The organism is Acinetobacter sp. YH01003 (genome assembly GCF_013420525.1).
Taxonomy (GTDB): domain Bacteria; phylum Pseudomonadota; class Gammaproteobacteria; order Pseudomonadales; family Moraxellaceae; genus Acinetobacter; species Acinetobacter towneri.
Genome location: NZ_VOXY01000008.1, coordinates 92,799 through 113,540 on the forward strand (window position 1 = coordinate 92,799; position 20,742 = coordinate 113,540).

General features: G+C 40.9%; 13 protein-coding genes, 1 tRNA gene and 2 pseudogenes. 10 read left to right on the top strand and 6 right to left on the bottom strand.

Annotation, left to right across the window (positions count from 1 at the left end; genetic code table 11):
- Window positions 1–417: 417 nt before the first annotated feature.
- A complete protein-coding gene (locus FTT70_RS08760) occupies window positions 418–2,118 on the top strand; it encodes a GGDEF domain-containing protein (RefSeq protein WP_180168535.1) in 1,701 nt (566 codons plus the stop codon).
- A gap of 124 nt (window positions 2,119–2,242) precedes the next feature.
- On the opposite strand, the gene uvrA is transcribed toward FTT70_RS08760, so the two are convergent.
- Window positions 2,243–5,077 (bottom strand): excinuclease ABC subunit UvrA, encoded by a 2,835-nt coding sequence (gene uvrA, locus FTT70_RS08765; protein ID WP_180168530.1) that lies wholly within the window; start codon window positions 5,075–5,077, stop codon window positions 2,243–2,245.
- Between the two features lie 149 nt (window positions 5,078–5,226).
- A complete protein-coding gene (tenA, locus tag FTT70_RS08770) occupies window positions 5,227–5,901 on the bottom strand; it encodes a thiaminase II (RefSeq protein WP_131261268.1) in 675 nt (224 codons plus the stop codon).
- A 330-nt stretch (window positions 5,902–6,231) separates the two neighbouring features.
- Here tenA and FTT70_RS08775 point away from each other — a divergent pair, with 330 nt between their 5' ends.
- The 7 genes from FTT70_RS08775 to FTT70_RS08805 all read left to right on the top strand — a co-directional run bounded on the left by FTT70_RS08775 (window position 6,232) and on the right by FTT70_RS08805 (window position 14,309).
- Window positions 6,232–7,317 carry a DUF475 domain-containing protein gene (locus tag FTT70_RS08775; RefSeq protein WP_004970195.1) on the top strand — a complete coding sequence of 362 codons (1,086 nt, stop codon included), beginning with the start codon at window positions 6,232–6,234 and terminating at the stop codon, window positions 7,315–7,317.
- A gap of 215 nt (window positions 7,318–7,532) precedes the next feature.
- Window positions 7,533–8,897, top strand: a complete 1,365-nt coding sequence (locus FTT70_RS08780; RefSeq protein WP_104852874.1) for an MFS transporter — start codon at window positions 7,533–7,535, stop codon at window positions 8,895–8,897.
- A gap of 51 nt (window positions 8,898–8,948) precedes the next feature.
- Window positions 8,949–9,524, top strand: coding sequence for a single-stranded DNA-binding protein (gene ssb, locus FTT70_RS08785; RefSeq protein WP_096902231.1), 576 nt, complete (start codon window positions 8,949–8,951; stop codon window positions 9,522–9,524).
- A gap of 250 nt (window positions 9,525–9,774) precedes the next feature.
- Entirely contained in the window at window positions 9,775–10,338 is a 564-nt protein-coding gene (gene ahpC, locus FTT70_RS08790) for an alkyl hydroperoxide reductase subunit C (RefSeq protein ID WP_004970191.1), read from the top strand.
- 196 nt (window positions 10,339–10,534) lie between these two features.
- A complete protein-coding gene (locus FTT70_RS08795) occupies window positions 10,535–11,419 on the top strand; it encodes a pirin family protein (RefSeq protein WP_154321175.1) in 885 nt (294 codons plus the stop codon).
- Window positions 11,420–11,842: 423 nt separating this feature from the next.
- Complete coding sequence (locus FTT70_RS08800; protein WP_004970183.1) at window positions 11,843–13,150, top strand: FAD-dependent oxidoreductase; 1,308 nt, start codon at window positions 11,843–11,845, stop codon at window positions 13,148–13,150.
- A gap of 328 nt (window positions 13,151–13,478) precedes the next feature.
- On the top strand, window positions 13,479–14,309 hold the full coding sequence (locus FTT70_RS08805) for a cyclopropane-fatty-acyl-phospholipid synthase family protein (protein ID WP_180168531.1): 831 nt from the start codon (window positions 13,479–13,481) through the stop codon (window positions 14,307–14,309).
- A 70-nt stretch (window positions 14,310–14,379) separates the two neighbouring features.
- Here FTT70_RS08805 and FTT70_RS08810 read toward each other — a convergent pair.
- From FTT70_RS08810 to FTT70_RS08820, 3 genes and pseudogenes are all read right to left on the bottom strand, one after another.
- Window positions 14,380–14,637, bottom strand: a pseudogene (locus tag FTT70_RS08810) (PAAR domain-containing protein); the annotation flags it as partial.
- 362 nt (window positions 14,638–14,999) lie between these two features.
- Window positions 15,000–15,075, bottom strand: a tRNA-Thr gene (locus tag FTT70_RS08815).
- Window positions 15,076–15,280: 205 nt separating this feature from the next.
- A complete protein-coding gene (locus FTT70_RS08820) occupies window positions 15,281–15,508 on the bottom strand; it encodes a hypothetical protein (protein WP_004970172.1) in 228 nt (75 codons plus the stop codon).
- Window positions 15,509–15,902: 394 nt separating this feature from the next.
- On the opposite strand from FTT70_RS08820, the gene FTT70_RS08825 reads away from it, so the two are divergent.
- The gene (locus FTT70_RS08825) at window positions 15,903–18,785 is read left to right on the top strand and encodes a type VI secretion system Vgr family protein (protein ID WP_180168532.1); all 2,883 of its coding nucleotides are present in this window, start codon (window positions 15,903–15,905) and stop codon (window positions 18,783–18,785) included.
- Window positions 18,785–20,536 (top strand): glycoside hydrolase family 19 protein, encoded by a 1,752-nt coding sequence (locus FTT70_RS08830; protein WP_180168533.1) that lies wholly within the window; start codon window positions 18,785–18,787, stop codon window positions 20,534–20,536. The genes FTT70_RS08825 and FTT70_RS08830 overlap by 1 nt, the downstream gene beginning before the upstream one ends.
- A gap of 89 nt (window positions 20,537–20,625) precedes the next feature.
- Here the strand turns inward: FTT70_RS08830 and FTT70_RS08835 are convergent.
- Window positions 20,626–20,742, bottom strand: a pseudogene (locus tag FTT70_RS08835) (transposase); the annotation flags it as partial.

Genomic DNA, 20,742 nt, shown 5'->3' on the forward strand with positions numbered 1-20,742 from the left:
ACCGATATGGTGCAGTATGAGAGTGTGATATGATCAAAACCCATAAAAAAATCCCAGTTTTCTTTCAAAAACTGGGATTTTTCGCCAAAATTTGCGGGTAAATTTAGTTTACTGCTGAGGAAAAACTAAACTCGCCCTAATGAGGTGCATTATGCACCCAAATGTTGCATCTGTAAAATATTTTCTGCATGCTGAAACATTATTTTTTGTATTTGTTGTTTTAGGTAAGTCGGCGCAGGGCATGCTTTTAGAAATTCTCTTGAATGAGATGACTTAGTTAGACGGCTTTAAAATATAAGTGAATTAATTATCTTTTTTGTAAGTAATTTAAAGATTGCTCATGTAATATAGTCGCCGATTAAGTGATCAAGTCCACGATTTTGCACAGTTATAATGACGTAGGTGAAACTTAGCATGATGATGAAATTGCGCACAGAGCATATCAGTCAGCGACTGTTGATCTCGATGATCATTATTATCGTGTCATTGCTTTTTATTTGCGTTCCTCTGATGGTGAATAGTTATCAGAGTTATCAAAAAACAAAACGTGCTTTAATTGAAATTTCTGTATTAGGCAAAGTGGCTGAACTGACCAATAGTATTTCGCGTGAACGAGCGCCTGCGAACAAAGTCATGTCGAGTTCAGCAGCTGAATTTCAGCAAAATTTACAAGAACTGAAAGCGTACCGTGCTGGCGTGGATCAGCAAGTAGAACAGACCATCAATATTTTAAGAAAAGAAAGTTTTATTATCCATGCGCATCATTTATCGCATCAATTAAAGACCGCTTTAGAACAAGGGCGTCAGGCGGTCGATGAATATGCAGCAACTCCACAGCATTTGCGTAGCTCTCAACAGATGGATCATGCGATTCAAAAAATGTTTGCGGCATGGGACAGTTCTCAGCATGTGCTGAAACACGTCATGCTCGATTCAGTGGCAAAAGACTCATCGGTATCGACCTATTATAGTGTGATTTTTGTTCTTTCAGATTTGCGTGATCAAGCGGGAAGGGTGGCATCCAATATTATTGCCGCGGTAACGTTTGCTGAAAAAATTCCTGAAACCAATTTGGCGAGCTCTTTGCAAACCCAACGCCAAGCTTATTATTTGTGGGATTTAATCCATACCATTTTGCCTGAAGCACATAAAATTCCTGAATATAATATTTTGCATGATCAATTAAAAAAGGAGTTTCTGGATGAGGGAATTCCTATCGTCAATCAATTGATTCAGCAAAGTATTGATGGGCAACCCTATTCATTGACAGGCACTGAACTCACCCAAAAATTGGTGGATAAATTCAACACTGTGGTCAGTTTGCAGTCATTTATATTAGCGCACAGTTTGCAGGTTGCGCACAAAGATTATCATCAAGCTCAGCGTATTTTCATTTTAACTCTAGTAGCGTCAATTATTTCGTTATTGGCTGCTATTTTCACCATGGTCTATGCGCGCTCAAAGGTCTTTATTCCTTTAATTCAGGCACGCAGCCAAATTTTACGCTTGGCAGCTTATGATGATGAAGCTCAAGGGACGCAAAATCCAGACAAGGTAACGCTCTTAGAGGCCATTCAAAAATTAAAACAACGCCTAGAGCAGCGTGATATTTTAGAATTTCAGCTGCGTAATATTGCCAATACCGATGCCTTAACTGGTGTTTCCAACCGTTTGGCGCTTGAGGAATACATCAAATATTTAGAACATCGACCTGAAAAATTGAGCAAAACTGGTCTGATTATTATGGATGTGGATAAATTCAAACACATTAACGATACCTTCGGGCATGTGGTAGGTGACCAAGCTTTAAAATGTATTGCCGATACTCTCAAAGCGCATGTCCGTGCCTCAGACTTGGTGGTGCGTTATGGTGGCGATGAGTTTTTGGTTTTGATTGAGCAAATAGAATTTACTGAGGCGCTGTATTTGGCAGATAAATTGCGCTGCCATATTGTGAATCAAGAAATTTTTATTCCAGAACTGAATGATTATATTCAAGTGTCGGTCAGTGCTGGCGTGGCGGTGGGTGCTGCGTCATGGAGCAGATTGTTGGAAAAAGCCGATAAACACTTATTTAGAGCCAAAGCACGTGGGCGCAATGCCGTTGCTGGTGACTAAGTCACAGTAATTGATCCACGAGCATTTCCGAAGTGATAAAAAGCCTAGAGTGAAAGATTCAGCACAAGTTTGTGCTGAATCTGTATTTAAACTTGAATGGGCTTAAAAACTGAAATAATCTATTTTAGCCTTTTAACATCGGTTTTAAGAATTTTGCGGTATGTGAAATTTTAGATTTTGCGACAGTTTCAGGTGTGCCTTCGGCAATGATTTGTCCACCGCCTGCACCACCTTCAGGGCCTAAATCGACAATCCAGTCTGCAGTTTTAATCACATCTAGGTTGTGTTCAATCACCACAATGGTATTACCCTTGTTGCGTAGCTCATGCAGGATGTCGAGCAATTTGGCAATGTCATGGAAGTGCAAACCAGTGGTCGGTTCATCCAGTACATACAGGGTTTTGCCTGTATCTCGTTTGGCCAGTTCACGCGCCAGTTTTACGCGCTGTGCTTCACCGCCAGATAAAGTTGTAGCTGATTGACCAAGGCGGATATAACCCAAGCCAACCTGATTTAACGTTTCCAACCGACGATGAATCACAGGAATGGCATCAAAGAAATGCATTGCATCTTCAACGGTCATTTCCAAAACATCAGAAATATTGCGACCTTTATAACTGACTTCCAAAGTTTCGCGGTTATAGCGTTTACCATGACAGGCATCGCAAGGCACGTACATATCTGGCAAGAAGTGCATGGCAACTTTAATCATGCCATCACCCTCACAAGCTTCGCAGCGTCCACCTTTAACGTTAAAGGAGAAGCGTCCTGCTGCATAGCCACGTGCTTTAGCTTCAGGGGTTTGCGCAAACAGCTCACGAATTGGAGTGAACAAGCCTGTATAGGTCGCGGGGTTCGAGCGTGGCGTTCGCCCAATCGGGCTTTGGTCAATATCCACCACTTTATCTAAATATTGCAAACCATCAATCGAGTCGAATTTTTCTGCGGTTAATGTAGTTGCGCCATTTAATTGTGTTGCAGCCAAAGGCAACAAAGTACGGTTAATTAGGGTGGATTTTCCTGAACCCGACACGCCTGTGACACAAGTCATTACCCCTAAAGGCAAAGTGAGATCCACTTTTTTCAGGTTATGTCCTGCTGCGCCCATTAGCTTAATTTGTTGTTCGGGATGTGGCGGTTGGGTGCGCGTTTTCGGCACTTCAATTTTTAATTTGCCCGATAAATACTGCCCTGTTAGGGAGTCTGCATGTTCGGCCAGTTCTGCATAGGTGCCTTCGGCAATAATATGTCCACCATGCACACCTGCACCTGGGCCAATATCAATAATATGGTCGGCAGCGCGAATCGCATCTTCATCGTGTTCTACCACCAACACCGTGTTACCCAAGTCACGTAAACGAATCAGGGTTTCCAACAGGCGATCATTGTCACGCTGGTGCAAGCCAATTGAAGGTTCATCTAGCACATACATCACGCCCATAAGCCCCGCACCAATTTGAGATGCCAAGCGGATACGTTGTGCTTCACCGCCTGAAAGAGTTTCGGCGGAGCGTGACAGACTTAAATAATTCAAACCCACCGACACTAAAAAGTGCAGACGTTCACGAATTTCTTTAAAGATTTTATCTGCGACTTCACCTTTAGCCCCTTCAAGATTTAAGCCTTGATAGTAGTCTTCGGCATCGCCAATCGACATTTGGGTAATTTGAGCAATGGTTTTGTCTTTCACGCGGACATTACGAGAGATTTCATTTAAACGTGAACCACCGCAGGCATCACAGGCAGCATTAGATAAATACTGCGCCAAATCATCACGTACATAATTACTTTCGGTTTCACGGTAACGACGTTCTAAATGCGGTAACACGCCTTCAAACGCAATCACACGTTTATGGTGGCGTCCACGTTCATCAGTATAGCTCAGGTCAATTTTGTCTTTATCTGTGCCATACAGGAATTTCTTTTGTGTCACGCTGTCCAGCTGATTCCATGCCGTATCGAGTGAGAGTTCATAATGTGCCGCGACTTTTTCCAGCATGCTGTAATAATACGGACGCTGTCTGTCCCAGCCGCGAATTGCGCCCTGACTAATCGACAGTTCAGGGTTTGGAATCAATTTTTCCGCACTGAAATGGCTACGTGTCCCCAAACCATCACAAGTTGGACAAGCGCCAAAAGGGTTGTTAAATGAGAACAGGCGCGGTTCAAGTTCTGCCACGGCACGGTCACATTGCGGGCAAGAGTGCTTGGCCGAAAAAATACGATCAGGTTGTTCCGCATTCATCCACGATAAAATGGCTAAATCGCCACCTAAACGCAGTGCAGTTTCAAAGCTTTCGGCAATACGGTTGCCCAAATCATCTCGGACTTTAAAACGGTCTACCACTACCTCAATCGTGTGTTTTTTCTTTTTGTCGAGTTCAGGCGGTGGGTCAATGTCCATGACTTCGCCATCCACTCGGGCGCGTACAAAACCCTGACTTTGTAGCTGTTCAAACAAATGCACATATTCGCCTTTACGCTCACGAATCACCGGTGCAAGCAGCATCAAAGCAGTGCCTTCTTCCAGTCCTTTTACCGCATCAACCATTTCTGATACGGTTTGTGCCACCATCGGCAAGTCATGTTCAGGGCAGTACGGTGTACCGACACGGGCATACAGTAAACGCAAATAGTCGTAAATTTCGGTAATGGTACCCACCGTTGAGCGTGGGTTATGACTTGTCGATTTTTGCTCAATCGCAATTGCAGGGCTTAGACCTTCAATTGAATCGACTTCAGGTTTTTCCATTTGTGATAAGAACTGGCGTGCGTAGGCAGAAAGCGATTCGACATAGCGACGTTGCCCTTCTGCATACAAAGTATCAAATGCCAGTGAGGATTTTCCTGAACCAGATAAGCCCGTAATCACCACAAATTTATCGCGTGGAATATCAAGGTTCACGTTTTTTAGGTTATGGGTACGTGCACCTCGAATACGGATATGACTTTGGCTCATAAAAAATTCTCGAAATTCTACAAATGAAAAACTTATATATGATAGCGCATGAAAATTGTTCAAGTGTTATTTTTCACGCTTTATCAGTCATGGCTTGTCGCACTGTATAGAGAAACGCCAATACAGTGCGCACTTAAAGTGACTAAGGTTTAAACTTGGTCTAAGCCTAGCCATTGACGCTGATGGTAAGCACTGTCCCAGAATAGCCATTCTAGTTTTGCCGCTTTGGTATAGGCCTGATGCATTTTTTCAATGGTGTCGGCATCACAGCGCGCAGCAATACGGTCAATGGTCTGAATTACATTGTTGACTGCACTATGGAATTCTTCGCCTGAATAGGTATCTACCCAAGCCTGATACGGATTATTCGGTACTGAATTATTGACGATGTCTTTGCCCACTTCTGCATAAATCCAGAAACATGGCAGCAATGAAGCCAATACCACAGGATAACTTTCTGACCACGCTGTTGCGAGCAAATAAGAGGTGTAATGATGGCAGGCGAGGGTCAGTGGGGTGCTTTCAAATTCCTGTTTGGAAATATCAAATGCTTGCATAAAGCTGTCGTGTAAGGTGCGTTCAACCACAATTGCAATTTTGGCTGCTTCCGAAAATTGAATAATATCATCGGCATCAAAAGCTTTGGCAGCACAGACAGCCAGCGCACGACCATAGGCAATTAAGTAATGTGAATCTTGAATCACATAATGACAAAACGCAGCTTTGCTTAATGTACCTTGCGCCAGTTCCTGATTAAATGGCAACGCCAGTGTTTTTTGATAGAGCGCAAGGTTACGCTGCCAAGCCTCTTGAGAAAAGCGCATGTTGGATTTCCATTTGAATTTTATTGATGCAGATACCATTGCATATCTGTACGGTGATCACAACTGATCAATATTGAAATAGCGCAGTTGGGGCGAAATCCATCACAACAAAAAAATCATACGAAGAATTTTGGCGAAGTTGAGAAAAAAGCGTCATAATTGCGGCATAAAATTTTACATTCTCAGCTTTTGTCCGATTTAAAATTTGGACAATTCAAATTTCAGAATTTTTAGATTTGTTGTTGCTCACCCAAAGCTATGCTTGGCTTTTGTGGTGCAGATTCGACAGATAAAAAATTCAGATCAAAATATATCGATAGGTCGTTTGTCATGATGAAACATTTTGGTTTCTCAATCGTATTTTCGATAGTGTGTCTTGCGCTATCTGCATATTGGGGCTATACCCATGGCCCAGAAGCAGGTGTGCAGACCATGCTCACCGCACTGACCATCACCGCAATTTTGGCGATTATGGAAGTGTCGTTGTCGTTTGATAACGCGGTGGTGAATGCGTCAGTGCTGCGCGGTTGGGATCATTTCTGGAAAATGCTGTTTTTAACCGTGGGGATTATCATTGCAGTTTTTGGTATGCGTTTAATTTTCCCTGTGGTCATTGTGGCGGTCACTGCCGATATGGGCATGATGGAAGTGGTGCAACTGGCATTGAATGATCCGAAGCAATATTCGGCTAAACTGATGGCACATCACCCTGAAATTGCTGCTTTTGGTGGCGCATTCTTGTTGATGGTTTTCCTAAACTTTTTCTTGGATGATGAAAAAGACACGCACTGGTTTAGATGGTTTGAGCGTCGTTTGAGCAATCTGGCAAGCGTGCCTGCCATGTCGGTATTTTTGGCCTTAGTGACTTTGTTAATCATGGCGGCCAATGTGGTGGAAGATAAGCGCCTTGTGGTGACGATGGCGGGTATTTGGGGCATCGTGATTTATATTGGCGTACAAGTGCTGAGTCACATGTTGGGCGGTGAACCAGAGGTCGATGAACAGGGCAATGCTGTGCGTCATGACGAAAATGGCGTACCGACAGGCGTGGTGAAAGCGGGTATTGGGGGCTTTTTATATCTGGAAGTGCTAGATGCCTCGTTCAGTTTTGATGGTGTCATTGGTGCATTTGCAATCACCTCTGATGTGGTGATCATCATGTTAGGCTTGGCGATTGGTGCAATTTTCGTGCGTTCGATGACGATTTATTTAGTCGAAAAAGGCACGTTGGATGCCTATATTTACCTTGAACACGGTGCGCACTATGCGATTGGTGCGTTGGCCTTTATTATGATTGCCAGCGGTACAGGCTTGCATGTGCCAGAAGTGGTGACAGGTTTAATTGGTGTTGCCTTTATTGTTTGGGCGGTGATTGCATCTATTCAATTTAAAAAACGTCAGGCAAAAGCGGGTTAATGCTATGGTGATGCCCGTTGCTGTATTGCCGCGAAATCACAGAGCAATACGGTGATGAAGACTGTATAAAATATAAATTTGGGTGCACAACGTTGCGCCCTTTTTTATTGAAAAAGTAGGGTCTGTTGAATAAACATCGGGAAAAATCAGCATCCTTAAGCTGAATGTTGTAGGATATCTGCAAATTCAAAATTATTTAGTTTTAGTCGATTGATATGATGAATGCCTTAGAACGCCGCTCGACCTTTGCTTTAAGCAGTATTTTTGCATTGCGCATGTTGGGTCTGTTCATGATTATTCCTGTATTTTCAGTAGCAGGGCAGTCATATCAATACTCAACTCCTGCACTGATTGGTCTTGCCGTTGGTGTTTATGGACTCACCCAAGCCATTTTACAAATTCCGTTTAGCTTAATTGCAGACCGTTATAGCCGTAAGCCATTGGTGGTTTTTGGCTTATTACTGTTTGCTTTGGGTGGTGCAATTGCAGCCATGTCTGACACCATTTATGGCGTGATTATTGGTCGTGCCATTGCAGGTGGTGGCGCAGTATCTGCCGTGGTGATGGCATTACTGGCCGATGTGACCCGCGAAGAAAACCGCATGAAAGCCATGGCGGTGATGGGGATGAGTATCGGTATGTCCTTTGTGGTGGCCTTTAGTTTAGGGCCATGGCTTACGGGCTGGGTTGGTATTTCAGGGTTATTTTGGGTCACCACAGTGATGGGACTAGCAGCGATTCTCATGTTGTTATTGGTGCCTAAAGTCACGCGTCATCATCGTAATTTTCAGCAAGGCTATATCACTCAGTTAAAGCAAGTCCTGAAAATGGGCGATTTAAACCGTCTGCATGTATCGGTATTTACCCTACATTTATTGCTGACTGCCATGTTTATTTATGTGCCTTCGCAATTAATCCAATTTGCCGATATTCCTTTGCAGCATCACGGCTGGGTATATTTGCCATTGTTGTTGGTCAGTCTGTTCGTGGCATTTCCAAGTATTGTTTTGGCAGAAAAATATCGCAAAATGCGTGGCATTTTCCTGACCGCGATTGCAGGTATTATTTTAGGGCTGTTGGTGCTGATTTTCGGGTTTGAATCGAAATACATCCTTTTATTGGGTTTGGGTTTATTCTTTATTGCCTTTAACGTTATGGAAGCCTTATTACCTTCGTGGTTGTCAAAGGCTGCACCAATTCAATCTAAAGCCACCGCGATGGGTGTAAATGCCAGCAGTCAGTTTTTGGGTGCATTCTTTGGTGGGATGATTGGCGGACAATTATTGATGCTCAACCACACCGCAATGGGTTGGAGTATTTTGACCGCGATTGCTATAATTTGGCTATTCGTTAGTTTTGGATTGGCGCAGCCGCGCTATCTTTCGTCTTTGGTGTTGCGTTTGCCTGAGAACCGAGAAACAGATGAATGGACTTCTCAACTTTTGGCAATTCGTGGTATTGAAGAGGTCGTGGTGATGTCTGACCAGCAAGTGGCTTATGTGAAAGTGGATAAACAGCAAATTGATGATGCTGCGCGACAACAATTAACGCACTTGTTTGGGAAAGAGGTAGCCATTTAAGCATAACTCTTATAAAGTAAATAATAGAAACAAATAGGAAGAAAACGTCTAATGCGTGGTGTAAATAAAGTCATTTTAGTGGGTACTTTAGGTCGTGATCCTGAAACAAAAACTTTCCCAAATGGTGGTTCTCTCACTCAATTTTCTATCGCAACCAGTGATGTCTGGACAGACAAAAACACAGGTGAGCGTAAAGAGCAAACAGAGTGGCATCGCATTGTTTTACATAACCGTTTAGGCGAGATTGCACAGCAATATTTACGCAAAGGTTCTAAAGTATATATTGAAGGTTCATTGCGTACGCGTCAGTGGACAGACCAAAATGGTCAAGAGCGTTACACCACTGAAATTCGTGGCGATCAAATGCAAATGCTCGACTCTGCTAACCGTGGACAATCTGACCAGCAAGATGGTGGCTTTGCTCAACCACGTTTTAACAATAACCAAGGCGGTTATGGCAATCAGAACCAAGCTCCAGCCACAGGTTATGCGAATCAAAATCAAGGCGGTTTTAACCAAAATCAGGGTGGTGGCTATGCCAACAATAACCCAAGTGGTTTTGCACCGAAGCCACAAGCTGCGCCTGCAACCGCACCTGCAGATTTAGATGATGATTTGCCGTTTTGAATCATACTAGAGATAGCCATTTGATTCAAAATGGAAAATCATCATCCAAACCCTTTGTTTCGACAAAGGGTTTTTTATGCAGATATTTAGCAAATATCTATTTTCTCGATTAAATTTCAAACTATGATAGGATTTATAATTCATAAATCCGATTATTTTTATAAAAAAGTACTGTTTTACCGATTCTTTAGATTTTCGTATTCTAGCAACACAAGATAAGCAATCCCCGAAACGAATTGAGGAGTCATCCATGAGTTTAATCAATACCCAAGTCAAAGCATTTAACGCAACCGCTTACCACAATGGTCAATTTATTGACGTATCTGAGCAAGACTTTATTGGTAAATGGTCAGTGGTGTTTTTCTACCCTGCAGATTTCACCTTTGTTTGCCCAACTGAACTTGCCGATTTAGCCGATCAATATGCTGAATTCCAAAAAATGGGTGTGGAAATTTACTCAGTATCTACAGACACACACTTTACCCATAAAGCATGGCACGATACCTCAGAAGAAATTAAAAAGATTCAATATCCAATGATTGGCGACCCAACTTGGACATTGTCTAAAAACTTTGAGGTGCTGATTGAAGCAGAAGGTTTGGCAGATCGTGGTACTTTCGTGATTGACCCTGAAGGTAAAATCCAAATTGTAGAAATCAATGCAGGCGGTATTGGTCGTGACGCGCAAGAGTTGTTGCGTAAAGTAAAAGCAGCGCAATATGTGCATGCACACCCTAGCGAAGTTTGCCCTGCCAAGTGGAAAGAAGGCGATGCAACCCTAGCACCATCTATTGATTTGGTGGGTAAAATCTAATCGAATCATCGCACTCAATTTTAAAAATCCAGAACCTCGCTTCTGGATTTTTTATGCTCATGATTTGTTTAACCATGTATAAGTTTCAGCAAGATTATTCCATTCTTGCAATGCTGTATGCCAAATTTGCACTAGGTTGTGGTGCGATGAGCGATTAAGATCAAAACATCTATTCTCCTAGCAATAGGTGTAACACATGAAAAAAATAATCGGTTTATATCGCAACCAAAACATGCATTGGGTGGGCGATGGTTTTCCAGTCAAAAATCTATTTTCTTATGACCGTTTAGGGCAGGCGATCAGTCCATTTTTACTCTTGGATTATGCAGCGCCGTATCATTTTGATGCGACTACCGCACAACATGGTGTTGGTTCGCATCCACATCGCGGTTTTGAAACGGTGACGCTTGCCTATCGGGGCGAAGTGACGCATAAAGATTCGGCAGGTGGTGGTGGCACCATCAAAACAGGCGATGTGCAGTGGATGACAGCAGGTGCGGGTGTGGTGCATGAGGAATTTCACTCCAAAGACTATGCAGCACAAGGCGGATTGTTTGAAATGGTGCAGCTTTGGGTGAATTTGCCTGCCGCAGACAAAATGACATCGCCACGTTATCAAGCCATTGAATCTCAAAATATTCCGAAAATTGAGTTTGAAAATCAGGCGGGGCATTTACGCATTATTGCAGGTCAGTACGCAGAGCAATCTGGGCCTGCCAGCACCTTTAGCCCTGTCAATGTTTGGGATGGACAATTGAAAGCTGCACAGACCCAAGCGCTGCATGTGCCGGTAGATCACAATACTTTATTGGTGGTGTTGGCAGGTGAAGTGCGGGTCAATGGCAGTCAACTTGTGCAAGATCACTCAGTGGTGTTATTTGCTCAAGATGGCGAAGCGTTAATTCAGCTTGAAGCACTGCAAGATACGCAATTTTTAGTGCTGACAGGCAAGCCATTAAATGAACCCATTCAAGGCTATGGTCCATTTGTCATGAATACCAAGCAGGAAATCATTCAAGCTTTTGAAGATTTTAATCAAGGCAAGTTTGGTGAAATTCCGATTCAACATCAAGCGGGTTAAGCTTTAAAAAATCTTAGCCAAGAAAAAAGCCTCATGTCGATGTCCCGACCGAGGCTTTTGTTGTTCTGGCGCTGTCAAATTTCTAGTTTTAGCGGATTGATCATATTCCTTATGATAATTATATGTGATGTAGTTATCATTTTTGTGCTTGGTATCATAGCGTTTAGAGATTTATTTGTAAAACGAAAATTATAAAATTGGTGAATTTATCTACATGGTTTAGAACACTATTTATAGTATTAAAGAAATAATATAAATAAATTCTAAGGCTTATTTAAGCACTTTCTGATTGTTAAAAAATGTAATCATATTGCCAATGTACTTTGTGTTGTTTCTCTGTGAAAAGTACACAATCTGGTAGTTTTTAATAGCTCATTTTCCTTAGGCATGGTTCATAATTTCATAAAGTATGTAAAAAGATGGATGATCGGTTTGGATATCGCAGTGATCGGTAGTGGTATGGCTGGACTGGCTACCGCAAGAATTCTTAAAGATGCAGGGCATAACATTACAATTTTTGAGGCGCTGCCTGGTCGTGGAATGGACAGTCATAGCATCGAATTTGAGGATGGTTTAATTGATGCGCCGTTACGGGTCATGAACCCACATTTGTGGAAAAACACCCTCAGCTTGGCCACACATTTAGGCATTAAAACTTATCCTGTGCGTACTTATATGGCGTGCAGTTGGTTATTTGAAGATCGTACCGAAACTTGGCTGACCACAAGCCGTACCCGTATTGGTAATTTCCCAATCATTAACAACCGTAAAGGCATACAACAATACGGCTGGCGTTTGGTAAAAGGCATGTTGCAGTTAAAAACAGCCATCGCTAAATTTTTCAAATCTAAAAACCAAGACATTACCCTTGCGGAATTTATCAACCGTAACGAAATTGAAGAAGTGTTTTGGCATGGTGCAGTGATGCCAGTGCTTTACACCATTTGTACTTGTGACCCTAAAACCATTGGTGAATGGCCAGCAAAACCATTGTTGGTATTTTTACGCCAATTGACTGATGGTGATGCATTATTGCGTTTACAAGGTGGCACGCCTGCATTGGTTGATAAGTTGATTGAAGGTATTAATATTCAAAGTGGTGCAGCGATTACTCGTGTTCATCAACAAGAAGATGGTGTAATTGTTGAAAATTCTGAGGGTCAGTCGCAAACATTTGACCGTGTGGTGATTGCAACACCAACCACTAAAGTCCAAGACTTCTTGGACAATCAACAATTTGCAGAAGATATTGAATTGCTTAAACAGTTCAAATTCGAGCAGGGTGATTTGGTGATTCACACTGATCAAACGGTGATGCCGCCAAAACGTAAAGATTGGTCTGTTTTAAGTTATATGATGGATCGTAAATTTACTCGTCAGCAATTTACGGTATGGCTTAACTCGATCGAACCAACTTTGGTCGGTAAATCGCCAGTGTTCCAAACATGGCGTCCAGTTACACCAATTGATCCGAAAAAGATCATTTCAACGGTAACTTTAACCCGCGCTGTGGTGGATTCAAAGACAGTGGCATTAAACAAAGAGTTGCAGCAGCGCCATCACCAAGACAATCGTAAAGTGTTCTTCTGCGGTTCATGGTCGTGCGATGGTTTACCAATTTTAGAATCTGCAGTGACTTCCGCTATGCATATTGCAGAAATTTTTGGTGCACCATTACCGTTTATTGATTTAAAACCACAAGTTGAGGTTGCGCCGCAATTAGGTTATTAAGTTTAGGGTCTGTTGATATTTCATAAATGGTTTGTGCTGTAGGCTAAAACTGAGCAGATCAGGCATGAAACGCAGGGAATAGCGAGACTATTGCCAAGTTTCATAACGCAATCTGAGAAAGTTTTAGCCACATGAGCAAAAACAAAGCACTGCTTTGTTTGCTGCGCAAGGGAACAAGCATATTTTTTGCTGCTATTGCGTTATGAGTCAGTCATTTAGAATGACTAAATTTCCTGCCTCATGCCTTATATCAGCTAAAAAATATGCGTTGTCGCAAACATAGATGAATTATCAACAGCCCCTCTTTTTTGAATTAGACTGAGTCAGTATGAAATGGCAACAGGCGATACGACAGCATTTTCCAAAACATAAATATGCCATTCAAGCGGCATATTTGGGAGATACTTCCGCACTGCCGTGGAGCAATTTAGGTTATTGGTCAGATGCAGTGGGATCTGATTATCCCGCTGCATGTCAAAATTTAGCAGCGCATTTGGCCGCAGCAGTGCATTTAAATTCAAAAGATGTTGTACTGGATTTAGGCTGTGGGCAAGGTGCCAGTCTTAAATATTGGTTGGAACACTATCAAATACAACGACTTGAAGCTGTTGAGCTACAAGATCATCATGTGCAGTCGATTCGACAACATTTAAATTCAAATATTAAAATTCACGCTGCTTCATTTTTAAATTTAAAAGCACTTTTTCCACAACCACGTTTTGATGTGGTGTTCTGTATTGATGCGGCATATCACAGTCATTTGAATTCATTTTTAAGTCAGGTCAGTGCGGTTTTGAATTCAAATGGACGTTTGGGCTTTCATTATTTAATTTGGGCAGAACAAGCGCCAACGCATGCGTTCAAACAGCTGCAATATCGTGCCTTATTAAAATCTGCCGATGTCAGTTTTAAAGATCTAATGTCCGAAAGTCAGCTTCGAGCGGTCTTGGCACAGTTTGAATTTAAACAGATTCAGGTGGAAGATTTGTCGGCACAGGTTTTGGCGGGTTTTGCTGATTATGTGCATCAGCATCTCAAGCATCAAATTCAAACGCGAGATGCAGACTGGTTTAAAATTGCCATGACCGCACGTTTATGTGCCAAGCTCTATGCAGATGGCTGGATTAAATATGTGCAGGTGAGTGCGGAAAAAGCTTAATCTATTGTAATGAGCTGTTAGATGATGGGATTTTTCGGTGTTTAGTTGTCCATGCTTAGCTTTAAATCCTACCCACCACATGAAACTGCTTCGGTAAAATTTTTGCGCCACACGTCAATTGATCTCCGACATAAGCCACGGCTTTATCATCAAAAAGAATATGATCGTGACTTTTTATAATCGTGGACCAACGCTGGCACTTAGGGCAGAAATGTCCATCACCCGCCACTAAAAATAAATTTCCCATTTGAGAAACACGCATTTGGTTGGCAAGGATGATTCCACCATGATTGGTCATGGAATGATGCGTTGCAAAGCTTTGAGCCATGAGGTCTTCCTTAAACTGGAAAATTTTAGAGAAGCATTGTTTTAATACTCAATTTTCTAAGACTTATAATTTTAAATTTTTATTTTAATTCACAAAAATATTTTTAAATGTCAGTCTATATGGATGAAACATCAACAAAATAGACCATCAATATAAAAATACGATCTGAAATATGTGTACAGCATTCTAAATCATAAAATACATTTAACAAGTGAAAAGTCACAATCTTGTATTGCAATTGAAGTTTTGCAGATACATCGAAGCCCTAAATAAATTGGAGATTCGAGCAGCATGAGGAAGATAAAAATATACGTTTATAGAAACAAAAAACCTCATAAATTAAAAACTTATGAGGTTTAATATGGTGCCGGCACACGGATTCGAACTGTGGACCTACTGATTACAAGTCAGTTGCTCTACCAACTGAGCTATGCCGGCGTTGTGTAGAGAATTTTACAGAATTTTTACGTGTGCGCAAGCCAAAAAGTAACCGTTTAATGCAGGGCATAGAGTTTTTGAAGATTTTGTACACAGTATTTTGGCGCGTTACAAACGAGGAAATCACATAGAAGGTTTTGTATGAAATGAGCCCAGCGGGTGGGCTCATTGAAGAAAATAACTTGAAATGAAGTGTGAAAAGCGATTATTTATTTCTTAAGATGCGATCTAAATCCTGTGCACATTCTTCTAAGGTAAAGGCCATATCAAGTTGCATTTGTGGTTTGAGTTCATTTGCGAGCGTTCTCCATTGTTCAATTAGGCGGATGGCTTTTTGAATCTTATGTTTGTTAATGTCTTTAGCGATGGTAGGCGTGTATCCTCCACGTTTAGCATTTTTAATTTGTTTGACATAATTTTGGCTGTTATTCATGTTCGCTCCCGAATAGCAGTTATATATGTTAGGCATTTTCATGCCTTTATTATGCTAAAGCTTAATGATGACCCTTTTATGTAGAAATTGAATCTTTAAAAATAAAATTGAAAAAAGGTTTTGATAAAAAACAATAAATTTCTTCACCTCTCCTTTTTTGACGGCATAACTCAGTTGTAGCATAGCGATTGAAGATTGTCTTGACTGCAGAGTAACGCAATGTGTCATGTTTGTTGATTTTTCATCAATAGAGGGATTGAGGATTATCAAAATTGGCGATGGAGATGGTCTTAACTGCAAATTCCGTTTATCGCTTTATCCATTTTACGCTCTAGATAATTGCCAAGTTGCTGATTAGAATAGCGCCACTATAAAAATCGCAACGATAATAACAATGCAAAGTTCACTCTTTGCTGTATTAGAAAAATTTGGCTTAAGCCCTCAACACCGCACAATTCATATCCAGTTTTCTAATTCAGCCTTAAATCATCAGGTCTTTTTGCAGTGCGTTTATGGTCAGCATGCCATCAACCAAGGTTTGCAGATGGATGTCTTATGCCTCTCACCGCATGCAAATTTGCCGTTGAAACAATTTATTGGCAGTCGGGTGGCTGTAGATCAACTCACCGATCAAGGCGAATTATTTCGACATAGCGGCATTATTACTGCAGCAGCGCAAGGGCAAAGTGATGGCGCGCTCAGTCTCTATAAATTGCAGATTCAGGATGCAACGGCTTTGTGGCATAAACGCCGCAACAGTCGGGTATTTATGAATAAAACTGTGGTGGAGGTGAGTGAAATTCTGTTTAAAGAATGGCAAGACCGCAGTGCATTATTTGCTGCAAGTTTAAGTTTAGATTTAAGTGGTCTCAGTCAGCGTTATGCAGTTCGACCTCTCATCATACAATCCAACGAAAGCGATTATGAGTTTTTAACCCGTTTGTGGCGTAGCGAAGGCATCAATTGGTTGGTGGATGAAAAACAACCTTGGGTTGAGTATTTTTTAACGCCTATGGATACACAAAAATTAAGACTGATTGAGCAGAATAGTCATTATCAGCCCTTAAAACGTAGACGAGTGGCATTTCAGCGTACAAGTGCAATCGAGCAGCGGGATAGCATTTACACTTGGATGGCACAGCGTAACCTGCAACCCACTGAAGTACAGTTACAACGCTGGCAACCCGATCTTTTGGCACAGGACCAAAATTCAGTACAGTTCACATCGCCCTTACAAAGTAGCACACAAAATAGTGAAGCTTTAAGTTTAGAACAGGCGTGGTGCGTGAGTCCTGCGTGGATGCAAGACTTAACTGGGCAAGATCAGGTGACAGCTGCAAGTACCGAACAATTAGAACAATTAGAACAATTGGGACAACAATTGGCTCAGTATTATGATTTGCAGGCAAAATATTTTTCCGCGCAAAGTAATTTACGTGATGCGCAAGTGGGGTATTGGTTTGAATTACACGGGCATGCTGAAATTGATCAACATCCCCAAACTGAACGAGAGTTTTTAATACTGTCCAAACAGTTTTATAACCAAAACAATTTAGCACCTGAATTACAACAGCATTTTTTGAGTCTGCTGCAACAAAGTCAGTGGACATTTCAGTTACCGTTGGAGGGTGATCCTCAACAATTTTGTCAATTGAATTTGATTCGACGACATATTGCGCTCGTTCCAGAGTTTAATCCATTACTGCATCGTCCCGTGGCTTATCCACAGCGCGCTAAAGTGGTTGGACCTGAGGATGAAACCGTGCATGTAGATGCGTGGGGGCGTATTAAAGTTCGGTTTTTATTTACCCGAAGTGATGACCACTTGCATGATGGTGGTGCGGGTGCCAACGACAATGAGAGCGATTCGGCGTGGGTGGATGTACTCACACCGTGGGCAGGTGAGGGTTATGGTGCAAGATTTCACCCACGTATTGGTGAAATTGTGGTGGTGGATTTCTTTGATGGCAATATTGATCGTCCTTTTGTGGTTGGACGTTTACATGAGGCAGAACGACAACAGACACAATTCGATACAGTTGGAACTCTACCCGATACCAAATACTTGAGCGGGATTCGTTCACAAGAAATACGTGGTGCAGGGTTTAACCAACTTCGCTTCAATGACACCACCAAACAATTCAGTGCGCAATTGCAGAGTAGTCATGCTGCGAGTCAGTTGAATTTAGGATATTTGAGCCATCCAATGCGGCAGGAGGATTCAATTGGGCGCGGCGAAGGCTTTGAATTAAGAACTGATCGGTGGGGAGCTGTGCGTGCAGGTGCAGGCTTACTGCTTTCAACTCATCCACAAGCACAGGCACAAGCGTATCATTTAGATGCGAGTCCTGCCAAAAGGCAATTGGAGTCCAGTTTAGCGGCAAGCAAAGGCTTAAGTGAGTTGGCACAAAATCAGCAAACAGATCCTTTGGAAACACTGGAGCATCTCAAAGAATTTTTAAATCAAATTGAACTAGAAGATCAAACTAAAGCGGCAAGTTTTAAGCAGGCGGTTATGATTCTTTGTGCGCCCAACTCAATTGCAGTTTCAACTCAGCAAGATTTACACCTTTCTGCAGATCAACATATTCATCAAAGTGCCGCAGGCAGTATTAATGTTTCTACCCAAAAATCTGTGATTACACATGCACGCGATAAAATCAGTTTATTTGCAGCGGAGCAAGGTATACGTGCTTTTGCAGCCAAGGGTAAAGTCGAAATTCAGGCACAAGATGGTGCTATAGATGCAATTGCACGCCAGAAAATCAAGCTGATTTCTACGGAAGATCGGGTGGAAATTACCAGTCCAAAAGAAATTGTGCTAACGGCAGGTGGTTCACAAATCAAAATTAATTCAAAAGGTGTTTTTGTGAGTACTTCAGCTAAATTTGAGGCGAAAGCAGGACAGCATTGTTTTGAGGGTGGGGAGAAGATTATTGAAGAAAAAATAAGCTTGCCTAAGTCACCAACGTTATTCAGTAATAAAATTAATTATCAGTGGAATCAGCCCTCTACAGGAGAAAAAGAAATCTTTGTTTTAGATAAATTGAATGGAAAGCTCATTAAAACTAATAAATCTATATTAAATGAAAATAATCAATTGAGTACGTTACGCTTTTATACCTCTCAACCGACAGACTTTGTTGCTTTAGGCTTCGCGTCTTTATATACACAACTGATCCAAGAATCGAATCTTGACAATATAGATGAACTAATGGATGAGGTCACGGAGATTAACTCTGAGGACGATGTATATGCTGAAGAGGAGGTTAAGTAATGAGTAATTTAGTTACAGTAATCTCAAAAATTTATGATGCCTCTGGGAAATATGTTATCAATTTAAACGTTAAATCGCGTTATAAAGGTTCATCAAGAGAAAATTCAAAAAAAACAGATAAAGAGGGATTATTTATATTTCAAGGTTCGCCTAATCGAACTGTAGAAATTTTGGCAAAGCCTCCTAATGCTAAAGATTATATTGTGATTAAAACGCTTAACTCATCTCTTGTTTCTTCTAGAAACAATCCTCTAAAAGTATTTTTACCTAAAAGCATAGAAGAATATCGGAAAGAAAAAATTACACCTAGCTCAAAAGGAATTGTCACAACTTTATTTAAAGTCATAGATTGTAATGAGAAAGTTTTAATTAATTTCCCTGTGAAATCTCGTCCCAAAGGAAGACAAAGTTCATTTGAACGTACGACAGATGAGCAAGGAATTGTAGAAGTACTTTCTTCACCCAATCGGGACATAGAAATTCTAGTTTTGAATTTGGAAGATAAATTTGTACTGAAAAGTACTATTAACTCAGAAAATGGCTCTCAAACACCGATCATAATTAAATTAGATGAGCCTTATGAAAATTTTATAAGTAAGACATTCATAAGTCTTTTGGATCGTAATCATCAAGATTATGTGGTTGAAAATACCAAAGTGGAAATTGTTGCGTTAGGTACTCAAACTAAAAAAATTCTTTCTATATCCAATGGAAAAATTCCTGTTCAAAGCAGGATTGGTGAGAAAATTCAGATTACTGTATTTAAGCCAGATGGCTCTCCTTTAAGCCCAGAAACTTATTTAGTAAAAAGCTTAAAACAAAATAATGTTAAATTGGTTTTGGATGTGGATGTCGTTAAAGGTAACACTAATCAGGATAAGCCAACCATAAATAAAAGAATAGATAACGCAGAGTGTGCTTGTAATAGAGATATCACTGTAGAAGAATTTAAGAAGATTACAAATACTTCGACTGCATTAAGTTTTTTAAATGATTTGAATCAACAATTTAAAAAATTAAGTATGAATAGGTGTTTAGAAAAAGCACATTTTATCGCACATACATTACATGAAACTGCGGGTTATAGACTTATGGAGGAAGGGCTAGGAGGAAAGTCGGAAAGTGAGGTTTATGATGGATATAAAGGTAGGGGCCTAATGCAAATTACCTATAAATCAAATTATGAGGGATATGGTAAAGCTATTAATGAGAACTTTCTAGGAGCCAATAAAGTACGTATTGCTAAGGAGAAAAAACATGCGGTAGGTTCGGCGGTGTGGTATTGGCTTCATTCTAAATCAGGTGGCTTAACTCCTTATGCACTAAATAATGATTTGATAGCCACATGCTCTTTAATTAATGGGGGATATAATGGTTTCGATGATAGAGAGAACTACTTAAAAAGAGCTATTTCCGCTTTCAATATTAAAGAATGTGGATATCTTAATAAAAAAATAATAGCCACGTTGGACTCATATTTGAGTTTTGAGGAAAGTTCTATTGCGCAGAATAAAAGTGGTGAAAGCTTTGGTTGGGGACTATGGAATGATCCACTAGGTAAAAAAAAGGGAAAAATTAAAAATTTAAACGAAGCAAAAAAAGGATATATGCGTTTTCTTGAAATGACTAAAACGACAACCTTTCCATTTGGTACTAAAAAAGAAGGTGGGCAGATAGTGAGTCGAAAGCGTTATGGTTATGCGGCGAATGCTGCGAAATTATTTGCTGAAAAAAGGTTAAAAGAATTATGAGAATTTTCTTTATTTTGTTATTTATTTTAGTTTCTTGTACACAGGTTTATTCTTCAGAAAAAGATTACTATTGTTTTAGTAAGCTGTCATTAAAAAGTAAACATGTATTCTTTTCCGAATTGGTTTGATACTCTCTCCACCCATTGCTCTATTTTATCAGCTGTCATGACTTGAAAATCTCGCCAATAATATTTCATCTGCTTCCA

Coding starts and splice junctions, on each gene's coding strand:
- FTT70_RS08760 (WP_180168535.1), top strand. CDS start 418: ATGATGAAATTGCGCACAGAGCATATCAGTCAGCGACTGTTGATCTCG.
- uvrA (WP_180168530.1), bottom strand. CDS start 5,077: ATGAGCCAAAGTCATATCCGTATTCGAGGTGCACGTACCCATAACCTA.
- tenA (WP_131261268.1), bottom strand. CDS start 5,901: ATGCGCTTTTCTCAAGAGGCTTGGCAGCGTAACCTTGCGCTCTATCAA.
- FTT70_RS08775 (WP_004970195.1), top strand. CDS start 6,232: ATGATGAAACATTTTGGTTTCTCAATCGTATTTTCGATAGTGTGTCTT.
- FTT70_RS08780 (WP_104852874.1), top strand. CDS start 7,533: ATGATGAATGCCTTAGAACGCCGCTCGACCTTTGCTTTAAGCAGTATT.
- ssb (WP_096902231.1), top strand. CDS start 8,949: ATGCGTGGTGTAAATAAAGTCATTTTAGTGGGTACTTTAGGTCGTGAT.
- ahpC (WP_004970191.1), top strand. CDS start 9,775: ATGAGTTTAATCAATACCCAAGTCAAAGCATTTAACGCAACCGCTTAC.
- FTT70_RS08795 (WP_154321175.1), top strand. CDS start 10,535: ATGAAAAAAATAATCGGTTTATATCGCAACCAAAACATGCATTGGGTG.
- FTT70_RS08800 (WP_004970183.1), top strand. CDS start 11,843: ATGATCGGTTTGGATATCGCAGTGATCGGTAGTGGTATGGCTGGACTG.
- FTT70_RS08805 (WP_180168531.1), top strand. CDS start 13,479: ATGAAATGGCAACAGGCGATACGACAGCATTTTCCAAAACATAAATAT.
- FTT70_RS08820 (WP_004970172.1), bottom strand. CDS start 15,508: ATGAATAACAGCCAAAATTATGTCAAACAAATTAAAAATGCTAAACGT.
- FTT70_RS08825 (WP_180168532.1), top strand. CDS start 15,903: ATGCAAAGTTCACTCTTTGCTGTATTAGAAAAATTTGGCTTAAGCCCT.
- FTT70_RS08830 (WP_180168533.1), top strand. CDS start 18,785: ATGAGTAATTTAGTTACAGTAATCTCAAAAATTTATGATGCCTCTGGG.